This is a genomic window from Herbiconiux solani NBRC 106740, assembly GCF_001571005.1.
In the GTDB taxonomy this organism is placed as follows: Bacteria; Actinomycetota; Actinomycetes; order Actinomycetales; family Microbacteriaceae; genus Herbiconiux; species Herbiconiux solani.
On the sequence record NZ_BCST01000002.1, the window covers coordinates 376,171 to 389,156 of the forward strand.

Sequence of the window (12,986 nt, forward strand, 5' to 3'; positions counted from 1 at the left end):
CGAGGTGCGGGTCAGCATCCACCCTAGGCTGACCGCATGACCATCGTCGCCGCCGTCTTCGCCGGGCTGGCCGCCCTCATCCACGTCTACATCTTCGTGCTGGAGAGTGTGCGCTGGCGGCAGCCCGCGACCTGGAAGATCTTCGGCCTCACCTCGCAGGCCGACGCCGACACCACGGCGCCGCTGGCGTACAACCAGGGGTTCTACAACCTGTTCCTCGCGATCGGGGCTGTGATCGGGCTCGTGCTGCTGTTCACGCCGGCCGCGATGGCGGGCTACGCGCTCGTCTTCCTCAGCACCGGGTCGATGCTCGCGGCGGCGCTCGTGCTGGTGAGCACCGGGCGCGACCGCATCCGCAGCGCCGCGATCCAGGGCACGTTCCCGCTGCTCTCGGTCGTGTTCCTGCTCATCTCGCTCGCCGTCTGAGCTGATTCCAGCGGCCCGCTCAGCGCGGGCCGTCGGTCGCCAGCGCCTCGGCCGCCCGCTGCTCCCGCTTGTCCCGCCGGCGTTCGCGGGCGCCCTCGACGAGGTTGTAGAGCACCGGCAGCACGATCAGGGTCAGCACGGTCGACGACACCAGGCCGCCGATCACGATGATCGCGAGCGGCTGCGAGATGAACCCGCCGTGCCCGGTGAGCCCGACCGCCATCGGCAGCAGGGCGAAAATCGTCGCGAGCGCCGTCATCAGGATGGGCCGGAGTCTCCGTGACGCCCCCTCGATCAGCGCCTCGCGCACGTGCAGTCCCTTCGCCCGGTACTGGTTGACCAGGTCGACGAGCACGATCGCGTTCGTCACCACGATTCCGATCAGCATCAGCACGCCGATGATCGACGGCACCCCGAGCGGGATGCCCGAGATCACCTGCAGCGCGATGGCGCCGGTCGCCGCGAACGGGATGGAGACCAGCAGCAGGATGGGCTGCAGCAGGCTCTTGAAGGTCGCCACCATCACGACGTAGACGATCAGGATGGCGATCAGCAGCGCGATCCCCAGCTGGGAGAACGCGTCCGACTGGTCGGTCACCACTCCGCCGACCGCGGCATCCGCCCCGGCGGGCAGCTGCACGTCGGTGAGCGCCTTGGACACCTCGGAGCTCGCGGTCCCGAGATCCTCGGAGTTCGGCGTGACCGAGACGGTCGCGGTGCGGACGCCCTTGACGGTGGTGATCGCGTTCGGCCCCTGCGCGACGGCGACGGTCGCGATGCTGTCCAGCCGCACCGGACCGGCCGCGGTCGGGATCTGCAGCGCGGCGAGATCGGCCTCGGTGGTGGGCGGGTTCTCGGCGGCGATGTAGATCGTGTAGTTCTTGTCGTCGATCACGATCGAGCCGACCGTCGTGGGCTGCATGGCCTGCGAGACGATCGAGCCGACCGCGATCTCGCTGAGTCCCACGGCGGCCGCCTTGTCGCGGTCGACCGCGACCTGCACGAACGGGCGGGAGTCGCTGAGGTTGCTCGAGGCCTGCTTGACCGCATCGAGGCCCTGCATGGTGCTGAGCACCGCATCCGCCGCCGTCTTCAGGTCGGTCTGGTTGCCCGCGGTCACGTCGATCGCGATGTCGCTCGAGCCGCCGAAGCCACTGGAGCCGCCGATCGAGATCTCGCCCGCATCCGGGAGCGCCTCGAGCTTCGTGCGCACCGTGTCCTGCAGCGCATCCTGGTCGACGTTCTCGTCGGTCGTGATGTTGTAGGTGATCGCGCTGTCGCCGCCGCCGACGAAGGCGTCGCGGAGGGCGCTGCCGCTGGAGCCGATGGTGAGCTGCACGGTCTGCACGCCCTCGACGCCCTCGAGCGCCGACTCGACCTGGATGGCGGCCTGCGACTGCGCCTCCAGGCTCGACCCGACGGGCACGGTCTGGGTCACGGTGAAGGTGTTCTGGCCGCTGGAGCCGAGGAAGTTGGTCTTCATCAGGAGGGTCAGCGGTAGGGTGCCGATCAGCACGAGGGCGGCGAGCACGATCATGACCACGGAGTGCTTCAGGGTCCAGGTGATGATCGGGAGGTAGCGGCGCTGGAGGGCGGTCGGCGGCTCGTCGTCGAGGTCGGCGCGGTGGCTGGAGGCGCGGGCGCGGCGGGTCGGGGCGGGGTCAGCGACGACCACGGCGATCGCCGCGTCCTCGGTGAGAACCTCCTCGGCCGCGCGGGAGGCGAGGAGGGCGTGGTCGTGGGTGGGGGCCGGAACGGGGGCGGGGACGGCCGTCGTGGCGGCCGCATCCGTCGTACCGGTCGCGTCGGACCGCCCCTCGGCCGTCGCGGTTTTCGCGGTCTTCGGCTTAGGCGGGCGCACGAACCAGTACGCGAGCACCGGCACGATCGTGAGGGCCACGAGCAGCGATGCGAGCAGCGCGATCGTCACGGTGAGGGCGAAGGGCCGGAACAGCTCGCCCGTCGTGTCGCCGACGAAGGCGAGCGGCAGGAAGACGGCGACCGTGGTGATGGTCGACGCGGTGATGGCGCCGGCGACCTCGCGCACGGCCTCGACGATCAGGGCGGCGCGGGCGGCGCCGGCCTCCTTCGGCGTGAGGGTGGCTCCGGTCAGCTGGGCGAGGTGCCGCTTGATGTTCTCGATCACGACGATCGAGTCGTCGACCACGCGCCCGATCGCGATCGTGAGCGCGCCGAGCGTGATGATGTTGAGCGTGTAGTTCGCGGCCTGCAGCCCGATGAAGGTGATCAGCACCGAGGTCGGGATCGAGATCGCCGTGACCAGGGTCGAGCGGATCGAGAGCAGGAAGACGAACACGACCAGCACCGCGAAGAAGAGGCCGAGCAGACCCTCGGTCGCGAGCGACTCGATCGACTGCTGGATGAACGGGGCCTGGTCGAACACGACCGTGAAGGTCGCACCGGGCAGCGCGCTCTCGAGCTGGGGCAGCAGGTCGCGCACCGAGTTCGAGACCTCGACCGTGTTGGCGGAGGGGAGTTTGGTGATCGAGATGGTCAGTGCATCCTGGCCGTTGACCCGGGAGATCGAGGTGGTCGGGTCGTCGGTCAGCTGCACGGTCGCGACCTCGCCGAGGGTCACGGGGGTGCCGTCGGCCTGCAGCGCCGGCAACGGGAGGCCCTGCAGATCGGCGATCGAGCCGAGCTTCTGACCGGCCTGCACGGCGTAGCTCTGGCCGCCCTCGGTGAGGGTTCCGGCCGGGATGAGCTGGCCGCTCGCCTTCACGACGTCGCTGATCGAGGAGGCGCTGAGGCCCGCGGTCGCGAGCGAGGCGGGGTTCGGGGTGATCGTGACGCGCTGCCCGATCTGGCCGAGCACCTGGGCGGCGCGCACGCCGTCGACGGCCTCGAGGTCGGGCACGGCGCCCGTCTCGAGCTGCTGGGCGAGGGCCTTGGTGTCTTGCGAGGAGTCGGAGACCGCGATCGAGATGATGGGGAGGTCGTTCAGGCTGCCGCTCAGCACCTGCGGGTCGAGATCGGCCGGGAGGGTCGATTTGATTCGGCTGATGGCCTGCGTGATCTTCTGCTCGGCGGTCGCCAGGTTGGTGCCGTAGGTGAAGGTGGCCGAGATGATCGAGAGGTTCGTGCTCGAGGTCGCGCTCGTGGTGTCGATGCCTTCGACGCCCTGGATGGCGGCCTCGATCGGCGTCGAGACGTCGTCGTTCACGACCTCGGGGCTCGCCCCCGGGTAGGTCGTCAGCACCGCGAGCTGCGGGAACTCGATCGAGGGGATCAGCTCCTGCTTGAGGCTGGTGAGCGCGAGCCCGCCGAACACGGCGACCACGATCGTGACGAGCGCGATGAGCGCGCGGTTCTTCATGCTCAGAACGGCGAGGAAATGCACGTGGTGGTCTCTCTGTGCGCCAGAAGTGTCTAGGAGCCTTAACTATCGCACCCTCCCGCCCTCCGCCCTGGCCGCCGGGCGTCGCCGCGATGAATTACTCATAACGCTCTACGTCTGTAGTCGATATATTCTCACTATGACGACCCGTACTTTTCCAGCCTGCGCTCTGGCGATCACCCTCGCCGCCGCAGCAACGCTGCCCGGGGCGCTCGCCGCGAGCGCCGCCCCCCCTGCCGTCGGGGCCATCCAACTCGTTTCCGTCTCGTCGGTCCCAGGCACGTCCTCGACCTCGAACGAATACATCGCGAACGCGTCGTCGGTTTCGGCTGACGGCCGTTTCGTCGCTTTCGGTTCGAACGCCCAGGACGTGTTGCGCCCGGTGCCGCGATACGAGTTCACCGCGACGGACCGAATCTATCTCCGGGACACCGTCCTGAACTCGACGCGTCAGATCAGCCCGAACGGCCCTGACGGAGTCACTGCAATGCCGTCGGATCTGCCGGTGATGACAGATGACGGGATGCTGGTCGCATACCGCTCCGAGGGCGTTCGCGTGTGGTCCGCGATCACTGGGCTCAGCACCGAGATCAGCCTCAACTACGAGATACCGGCGAGTCCGATCAACGACGACGTCCTCTCTCTCGACATCGCCGGTTCCGGCGCCGCCCTCGTCTACGAGACGAGGGCCACCGACGTGCTTCCCGGCGACCCTTACGTCGTGCCCCGCTCGCGGGTCTACAGGTTCGATGCGACGACGGGAGTGACGACGATCGTGGAATCGGATCCTGTCCTGTCCGCATCCTCCCCGTCGATCTCGGCCGACGGCCGGTATGTCGCCTTCCTTTCCGCGGACGATCACACCACCACGCCCACACACGGGATCGTTCAGGCCTATCTCCGCGACACGGCACTCAGCACTACGGCACTCATTTCCTCTGACGGCACCGGCGCGGTCTCCGATCAGCCGGTGACGGAAGTGACGATCTCCGGAGACGCCAAGAGCGTCGCCTTCACCACGACTGCGACGAATTTGGCCGGAGGTATATCAGGGGGCGACTCCCACGTATACGTCCGCGATCTCGCTCGTGGCATCACGATGCTGGAAAGCAGTTCGGCCGCCGCCACTTTCGTCCGCACGAAGAACCCCTCCTTGTCCGCCGACGGACGAACTCTCGTCTACTCCGGGTGCGTCGACGGCCCGCGGGAGCTCTGCCAGATCTACCGGCGCGACCGTGTCGCCGGTACCACGCGGCTGGTGAGCCAAAACCTCCTCGGTGAATCCGGGAATGCCTATTCGTTCCGCCCGTCGGTGTCGGCGACCGGGCAATACGTCACGTGGACCACCGATTCGACGAATCTGACCGCCGACTCCCATCGAAGCGACGGCCCGCACCTCAGCTGGCACACCTTGTTGAAGAATCTCGGTAATGTCGGCACCGTCGTGCGCGCCGCCGGCGCGGACCGGTACGAAACCGCCGTCGCCACCTCTAAAGCGGCCTTCGCAGATGGAGCCGCAACCGCGTACATCGCCACCGGGGAGACCTATCCGGATGCTTTGAGCGGCGCGGTCGCGGCAGGAAAAGACGGGGGGCCGGTGCTCCTGGTGCCCTCGACGGGTCCGCTTCCGGCGGTTGTGTCCGACGAGCTGACTCGGCTCGGCACGACGCGTGTCGTGATCCTGGGCGGGTCGAACAGTGTCTCTTCTCTGGTCGAGGAGCAGTTGCGAGCGTCGGTCCAGACCGTGAGCCGCATCGATGGAGCGGACCGGTATGCCGTGTCGGCAGCCATTGCAGCACACTCGTTCTCCCACGCCGAGACGGTCTATGTCGCGTCCGGCGAGTTGGCAGCCGACGCACTCGTAGGGGCTGCCGGCGCCGGACGGGATTCCCCGGTGCTCCTCACGCAGAAAGATGCCCTTCCTGCGGCCGTGCATGATCAGATCGCAGCGCTCGATCCGACGGCGATCGTGGTGCTGGGCGGTGTGAACTCTGTGTCATCGGCGGTGCAGCGCGAGCTTGCGATGATCGCGGACACCACTCGCGTCAGCGGAGTGGACCGCTACGCCACCGCTGCGGCAATCTCTCAGGAGGAGTTCCCCGATCGCGCGCTGGGCGGCGCCGTGTACATCGCTTCCGGAGAAAACTTTCCGGATGCGCTTGCAGGATCTGCAGCAGCGATCGCGGCCGGAGCTCCCGTCCTCCTCGTCGCGCGCGACAGCATCCCTGCGTCAGTCGCAGATGAGCTCGACCGGCTGAGGCCGACGGCGGCGTTCGTGCTAGGCGGCGCCGAGACGGTGAACGACGCGGTACTAGGCGCCCTGGAGAGCTACGTCGTAGCTCCTTAGAGTCGTGCCCTTGGCGGCGCCTTTCCCTAACCTGCCGATTTAGAACCCACCCTCGCGAATCGCAGGCACCCCGATCAACTGTCCGGTGGCGATCCCGGACGTACTCCGCATGCCCAGCAGCGCGCCAGCACGACCCGCCGCTTGAGGACATGTCCGCTAGCGGGCCTTGAAGGCCGTGCCGCGGCCCGTCAGTGTCTGATTCGAAGCGTGCGGGCGGACTGCCCACGCCGGGAAGGTTCACCATGGCGTATGACGCCACGATCGGGCGCGACAGCGGATTCTGCAGACGCCATCGGCTACGCATTCCTGACCGCCCTCGCGGATCTGATCGGCCGGGCATTCGGCATCCTCGTGATCGGCGGTCTGGGCGCGATCCGTCTGCTCCCGCCGTAGTGGTCGGCCCCGACGCTGTGCCAGGATTCGGCCAGGTGGCCTCCACCTCAATCTGCTCACCTTTCGACCTGCCCGCCTCGCACCGGGTCTCGCGCCCACGATTGGAACTCCGATGTCAGATCACAGCCCCGGGCACACCCACGGGGTCGCCGCCGACGCGAACAGCCGCTACCTCGCGATCGCGCTGGCTCTGATCGTGGGGTTCATGATCGTCGAGGTCACGGTCGCCGTGTTCTCGGGTTCGCTCGCGCTGCTGTCGGATGCCGGGCACATGCTGACGGATGCGGCGGCCATCGTGGGCTCGCTGATCGCGATCCGCCTCGCCGCGAAGCCGGGCAATGCGCGCTGGACGTTCGGGTTCAAGCGCGCCGAGATCCTCTCGGCGGCGATCAACGGGATCACCCTCGTCGTGATCAGCGGCATCGTCGCCGTCGAAGCCGTCCAGCGGCTGATCACCCCGCCCGAGGTCGACGGGGGGCCGGTGCTCGCCGTCGCGATCCTCGGTGTGGCCGTGAACCTCGTGGCGGTCTGGGTGCTCGCCAAGGCGAACCGCACCAGCCTGAACGTCGAAGGCTCGTTCCAGCACATCCTCACCGACCTCTACGGGTTCATCGCCACCGTCATCGCCGGGCTCGTCATCCTCCTCACGGGCTTCACGCGCGCCGACTCGATCGCCTCGCTGATCGTCGTCGCGCTCATGCTCCACGCCGCGTGGGGGCTGCTGAAAGACTCCGGCCGCATCCTCCTCGAGGGCACGCCGGACGACATGGATCTCGCGGATGTCCGGTCGCACCTCCTCGAGACGCCGCACGTCCTCGACGTCCACGACCTTCATGTCTGGACCGTGACCTCCGACCTGCCGGCCCTCTCCGCTCACGTGACCCTGACCGACGAGTGCTTCCAGGACGGCCACGCGCCCCGCGTACTCGACGAGCTGCAGGCCTGCCTCGTCGGGCACTTCGATGTCGAGCACAGCACCTTCCAGCTCGAACCAGTCAGCCACGCCGCCCACGAGCCGGGAAGCGGCCACCGATGAGCCGGGATCGGCCCGCCCGGGCTCGACCGGCACGGATCCGGCCCGCTCGGGATCTGGCCACCGAGGCGCAGACGCACGCCGACGTGCGGGCGACGTTCGTCAAGCACGCCCTCACCCGGCTCCCGCTCATCGGCGCGCTGGTCATCACGATCAACCTGTTCGTGCAGGTGCGCGGCGACGTCGGGCTGGCCGTCTCGGTGGCGCAGCACCTGACCTTCAGCGGACTGCTCGTGGTGGTGCTCCTCAACCTCGCCACCTACATCATGATCGGGGTCATGGTCGCGGCGATGCCGCTCGTCTTCGACCCCGGGTACAACTTCTGGACGAGGGTCGTCGGGTCGGGCGTCCTCCTCCTTCTCGGGGCCGTTCTGGCCAACACGGCGTCGTGGCTGCTGCTGGCGGGGCTGGCCGCTCTGTTCCTCGCGATCGGAATCATCCTCATTCGAAGCCGCAGGGCCCCCGAGCCGTCCTTCAGCGGGATGACCATCGGCGAGGTACTGCGATCTCCGGTGCCCCCGCTCGACTCCGGGCTACGCGCGCTCTGGGCGGAGGGCCGGGCCATGCTGCGAGTCACCTCGCGCACCCCCGTGCCGCTCACCCCGGCCGAGGCCGAGCTCGATCCCGCACCGGAGCCCAAGCTCTTCAGCGCGGTCGCGGAGGAATGGAACGAGCGCACCGCCGCCATCCGGAGCCCTCGCACGAAGACGGTCACCCGGTTGGCGTTCGCCGGCATCATCGGATTCATCGGCCTGTTCGGCCTGAACATCCTCACCCAGCCGATCCGGTTCGCGCCCCTCGAGCTGGTGTCGATCAACAACGGCGCCCCGGCCACCGGCTTCGTGCTCTTCCAGGGCGCGAGCGGGGTGTTCATCCCGGCGCCGGATGGGGCGGCGCAGTTCGTCAGCGCCGCCGACATCACCTCGCGGCAGCTCTGCGACGACGCTCCGCACTGGTGGACGATCTCGATCGCCGACATCCTCGACCCCCAAGTGCCGGGCGGGGTGGACTGTTCGAGCTGAGGCGGGGCCAGCGGTGTGGATGCGCGGGTGACGCGCATCCCGGTCGCATCAGCGGCTCGCGTCGGGCGACGCGGGGCCAGCGGCAGCGGCAGCGGGCGCGGCTAGCGGGCTCTGCGGGTGCGCCGGGCGCGGAACAGGATCGCCCCCGAGGCCAGGGCGATGATCGCTGCCACGAGCGGCCACAGGGGCTCGGCTCCCGTCGCGGCGAGCGCTGCTCCGCCCGACCCGGCCGGCGTCACCACAGGCAGAGGTGTCGGTGTCGGAGTCGGTGTGGGCGCCGGGACGGCCGCGGCGACCGTGATCGTGAGAGGCGCCGAGACCGCATCCGGCGTCCGGCCGTTCCCGGCGCTGACCGTGAACGTGGCGGCGCCCGGCTGGGTGGGCGTGCCGCTGAGCACGCCATCCGTCGTCAGGGTGAGGCCCTCGGGGAGCGATCCTGAGGCAACCGCGAACACGGGCGACGGCACTCCCGTGGCGGCGAAGGTGTAGCTGTAGGGGCTCCCGACTGTGGCCGTGGCCGGCGGGCTCACCGCGGTGAGCACGGGCGCCGCCGAGCGGTCGATCGCGTAGACGGTGTCGTAGCGGATGTTCGTGACGTAGACCGTCGCGCCGTCGGGGCTCACCGCGAGCTTGCCGGTGCCCCCACCGGTCTGCACGGTCTCGGTGATCTGCAGGGTGGTGGGGTCGACGACCGTGACGGTGCCGGCCCCGCTGTTGGCGACGTACAGCGCCGCTCCGTCGGGGGTGACGGAGAGGGCGATCGGCGCGCGGGTGGCGAAGCCCGCCGTGGTGGGGATGCGGGTCGCGGTGTCGATGACGGTGACGGAGTTGCCGGTGAAGTTCCCGACGTAGGCGGTGGCACCGTCGGGGCTAAACGCGACCGCGACCGGCCCGTCGCCGACGGGGACTGTCGCGGCGACCGTGCGGGTCGCCGTGTCGATGACCGCGACCGAATCTGTCCCGTCGACCGTCACGTACGCCTCCGTGCCGTCGGGTGAGAAGGCGATGGCGTCCGGACCCTGTCCGACCGGGATCGTGCCGGTGACGTCGCCCGTCGCGGTGTCGATCACGGTGACCGCGTCCGACGACGGGCCGGCTGCGAAGAGCGTGCTGCCATCCGGGCTGACCGCGAGAGCCGAGACACCCGGCACGGGCGCGAAGTCGACGACGGAGGTGCGTGCGGCGGTGTCGATCCGCGAGACGGCGTCAGACCCCGAGCTCGCGACGTAGGCGCTGCGGCCGTCGGGGCTGACCACGACCGCGTAGGGCTGGTCGCCCACCGGGATGGTGTCGACGGCCTCGAAGGTGGCGGCGTCGATCACCGTCACGGAGTCGGTGCCGTAGTCGGCGACGTAGACCGTGCTGTCGTCGGGGCTCACCGCCGCCGTGACCGGGGTGCTGCCCTTCGGCAGCTGGACCACACCGAGTGGCCCGGCGGCGAGCGCCGCGGCGGGTGCCAGCAGCACTCCGCCCGCGAGGAGCAGGGCCGCGGCGGCCGAACCGATCACATGGCGCACGATGGGCCCCCCTTTTGGCTCTGGCAAAGACTTCACTGTGGCGGACCGGCCCGACCCGCGCAAGGCCCTCTTCCGGACATGTCTGGATCCGGGCGCGACCGGCCTCCGGATGCCCCTCGGCTCGGTGGGGGCGGGACCGGGCGTCACGGCAGCGGGTGGGGGTGGAGGTTCGTGGCGACGTAGCCGCCGGTGCGGTGGTCGGGGAAGGTGTCGACCACGCCGAGGCTGCGGGGGTCGGCGCCGGCACCGCCGTCACCGCCGAAGGAGAGCATGAGCCGGTGCGGGGCGAACTGCGGGGCGTCGCTGACGGTCCAGGCGATCTCGCCGTACGCGGTCTCGCCGGGTCGCAGGACGACGTCCGACCCGCGCCCGAGGTTCTTCGTGAAGGGAGTGTCTCCCACAGTGACGGGGTAACCCGGCCCGGGGTGGTCGCCGGCGACCAGCTGCGCCGCATCCGGTGCGCCCGTGACGATGACCTCGTCGGTGGACGTGTTCGTGATCGCGTAGTCCAGCTGCCGCTCGGCACCGTCGCGCTGGGTGCGGCACACCTCGAACTCGAGGCCCGAGGAGGGGTCGGATGCCGGCGCGGTCACGCGCGGGGCCCGCAAGCGGTCCTCGGCGCCGGCCGACGTCATCACCTCGGCCTGGGATGCGCTGGCGACGCCGATGACGGCGGCGCAGCCGGCCACCGCTCCGGCGATGACGGTGGTCGTGATCAGGTTGCGGATCATGGTCAACACACTTCTCTCTCGGTCCGTCCCACACTCGATGTGTATGTTACGCATAACTAAACATAGGTTCGCGTTCGAGGCGGCGCAAGCTGATTCCGGAAAGCCGAGAAAATATATGGTAGATATACTCATATACCGATTGGAAAGGTCGTCGTCATGAGATTCAAGGGACTGTTCACCGCCGCTGCCATGGTGGTCGTCGTGGCCGCACTGAGTGCGTGCACGACCGCCGCCGGAGCCCCCGCCGGCGGAGCCCCCGCAGGCGGCTCGGTCATCGCACCCGTCACCATGTCGGCGAACAGCCTGCAGGGCGCCGACGTCGACCTCGTCGTCGGCCAGATGCTCAACGTCACCACCGGCGACCTCGCCGTCGACAGCTACCGGGGCACGGTCGCCGACACCGACGTCGCGGTCTTCACCGCGGGCAGAACCGATGGCAGCGCCGTCTTCAACCCCGGCATCCAGGCCATGGCGGTTGGCACGACCGCGGTCACCCTGACCAACAGCAACGGCGGCATCCAGCCCCTGACCTTCACCGTGACGGTCACATCACCAAACCGATGAGACCGAGCACCCGAATACCTTGGGGGTCTGAGCGGTCATGACGGGAACCCGATCCGGTCGATCGCCCAGGTCCGGGAAGGGACACATGGACGACGAGACCTTGCTCGGCATTCTCCTCCGGGGCCGGCCGGCCACGATCGACGAAGCCGCCCGGGTCGCGCACCTCGAAAAGGGGCAGGCCGAGGTCGCTGTGCAGAGGCTCCGCGAGCGTGGCCTGATCGCCGGTACCGACGACGCACTGGCCTACCCACCGCCGACGGAATGGGCGAACGAGGCCGTCTCGGCCCACACCCGCCGAGTGCGCGCCGAGGCGGAACAGGCGCTGGCGAGCATCGAGGAGATCGTGCAGAACCTGCCGGCCGCGTTGCGCGCCTGGTCGGTGGGCGAATCCGCATCCGATCCGGTGCACACTCTCGTGCGTCACGGCCCGAACGCGGCGGAGGAGATGCTCTGGGAGCTGGTCGGCAAGCCCACCGACAGCCTCGTCGCGGTCTTCACGGACGTCACCCGGCTCAGGGACCCCTCGAGCGAACACGCCAAGCGGTTCAGCGCCGACCTGGCCGAGCTGGAATCCGTGCGCGTGATCGTTCCCGCCGCATCCGTCGCCGACCCGCTCGTCCGCGAGCGCATCGCCCAGTACGGGCCCCGAGGCGTGGAGTACCGCACCCTGGAACGGCCCCCGACCTGGTTCTGGGTGGATGGCGACCACCTCGCCCTGCCCTTCGTCTGGGGCGAGGCCGTGCCCACGAGCGTCCTCGGGGCGCGCCACCCGGGCCTGGCCAACATCGTCCGCGCGTACTTCGACGAGCTGTGGCGCCGCGCGCAACCCGTGGGTGCGGAGCAGCACCCGTGGACTTCGCTGCTGCGCCTGATGCAGCAGGGCAAGACCCTGGAAGGGGCCTCGCACGAGCTGGGGATCAACGCCCGCACCGGCCGTCGCCGGGTCGCGGCCGCGATGGAGCACTACGACGCGCCGACCCTGTTCGCGCTCGGATCCGCCTGGACCGCGGCCCGGGCCACCGACGCGATCACCTACGAGGACTGAGAGCGCCCCGGTCAGGCCTTGCCGGGGAGGGCCTCGTGGCCGCGCTCGGCCGAGTCCGTGATGGGGCGCAGGGCCGGGATGCCGGCGATCAGGGCATCGCGCTGGGCGGCGTCGAGATCGTCCGCCCATCCGCTGAGCTCACTCGCCCAGTGACGGTAGATGCGGCGGATCTCGTTCTGCGCCTTCGCCGAGGGAAACACCCGCACCGATCGCTTGTCGCTCTCGTGCGGCTTGCGGCTGACGAAACCCTGCTGCTCGAGCTCGGCGATCGCGGCGCTGGTGTTGCTGCGCTGCTTGCCCGTGGCGGCCGCCAGCTCGACCACGGTGAGGCCAGGGCTCCGCACGATGATGCGCACGAGCTCGCGCGGCACCTCCGACAGGTCGTTGAATACCGTCTCGAGGTCTTGCCGCAGCACGAACGAGATCCGGATGACGGCTCGCGCCAGCTCCTCGAATGGGTCTGCCTCGTCGTATACCGGCTGCATATCTCAAGGATACACAAATGGGCTCGCACTATCGCTTCGCGGCCGACTGCGAGACGCTGATGCCC

The 12,986-nt window shown here is 69.3% G+C and carries 11 protein-coding genes; 7 read left to right on the forward strand and 4 right to left on the reverse strand.

Annotated features, from left to right (window positions below):
* The first annotated feature begins 36 nt into the window (after nt 1-36).
* Nucleotides 37-426 (forward strand): DUF1304 domain-containing protein, encoded by a 390-nt coding sequence (locus HSO01S_RS04970; protein ID WP_066039453.1) that lies wholly within the window; start codon nt 37-39, stop codon nt 424-426.
* A 19-nt stretch (nt 427-445) separates the two neighbouring features.
* Here HSO01S_RS04970 and HSO01S_RS04975 read toward each other — a convergent pair whose 3' ends face one another.
* The gene (locus HSO01S_RS04975; RefSeq protein WP_157078914.1) at nt 446-3,787 is read right to left on the reverse strand and encodes an efflux RND transporter permease subunit; all 3,342 of its coding nucleotides are present in this window, start codon (nt 3,785-3,787) and stop codon (nt 446-448) included.
* Nucleotides 3,788-3,923: 136 nt separating this feature from the next.
* On the opposite strand from HSO01S_RS04975, the gene HSO01S_RS04980 reads away from it, so the two are divergent.
* The 4 genes from HSO01S_RS04980 (at nt 3,924) to HSO01S_RS04990 (ending at nt 8,579) form a co-directional block, all read left to right on the forward strand.
* Complete coding sequence (locus HSO01S_RS04980; protein WP_066039454.1) at nt 3,924-6,131, forward strand: cell wall-binding repeat-containing protein; 2,208 nt, start codon at nt 3,924-3,926, stop codon at nt 6,129-6,131.
* Nucleotides 6,132-6,380: 249 nt separating this feature from the next.
* A complete protein-coding gene (locus HSO01S_RS18640) occupies nt 6,381-6,524 on the forward strand; it encodes a hypothetical protein (protein ID WP_157078916.1) in 144 nt (47 codons plus the stop codon).
* A gap of 112 nt (nt 6,525-6,636) precedes the next feature.
* Nucleotides 6,637-7,560, forward strand: coding sequence for a cation diffusion facilitator family transporter (locus HSO01S_RS04985; RefSeq protein ID WP_066039455.1), 924 nt, complete (start codon nt 6,637-6,639; stop codon nt 7,558-7,560).
* The gene (locus HSO01S_RS04990; RefSeq protein WP_066039456.1) at nt 7,557-8,579 is read left to right on the forward strand and encodes a hypothetical protein; all 1,023 of its coding nucleotides are present in this window, start codon (nt 7,557-7,559) and stop codon (nt 8,577-8,579) included. The genes HSO01S_RS04985 and HSO01S_RS04990 overlap by 4 nt, the downstream gene beginning before the upstream one ends.
* Before the next feature lie 101 nt (nt 8,580-8,680).
* Here HSO01S_RS04990 and HSO01S_RS04995 read toward each other — a convergent pair whose 3' ends face one another.
* A complete protein-coding gene (locus tag HSO01S_RS04995; protein WP_169799938.1) occupies nt 8,681-10,096 on the reverse strand; it encodes a beta-propeller fold lactonase family protein in 1,416 nt (471 codons plus the stop codon).
* A 143-nt stretch (nt 10,097-10,239) separates the two neighbouring features.
* On the reverse strand, nt 10,240-10,827 hold the full coding sequence (locus tag HSO01S_RS05000; protein ID WP_066039458.1) for a DUF4232 domain-containing protein: 588 nt from the start codon (nt 10,825-10,827) through the stop codon (nt 10,240-10,242).
* A 156-nt stretch (nt 10,828-10,983) separates the two neighbouring features.
* On the opposite strand from HSO01S_RS05000, the gene HSO01S_RS05005 reads away from it, so the two are divergent.
* Nucleotides 10,984-11,391 carry a hypothetical protein gene (locus tag HSO01S_RS05005; protein ID WP_066039459.1) on the forward strand — a complete coding sequence of 136 codons (408 nt, stop codon included), beginning with the start codon at nt 10,984-10,986 and terminating at the stop codon, nt 11,389-11,391.
* An 85-nt stretch (nt 11,392-11,476) separates the two neighbouring features.
* A complete protein-coding gene (locus tag HSO01S_RS05010) occupies nt 11,477-12,436 on the forward strand; it encodes a hypothetical protein (protein WP_066039460.1) in 960 nt (319 codons plus the stop codon).
* An 11-nt stretch (nt 12,437-12,447) separates the two neighbouring features.
* Here the strand turns inward: HSO01S_RS05010 and HSO01S_RS05015 are convergent, their stop codons facing one another.
* Complete coding sequence (locus tag HSO01S_RS05015; RefSeq protein WP_066039461.1) at nt 12,448-12,921, reverse strand: MarR family winged helix-turn-helix transcriptional regulator; 474 nt, start codon at nt 12,919-12,921, stop codon at nt 12,448-12,450.
* Nucleotides 12,922-12,986: the final 65 nt, after the last annotated feature.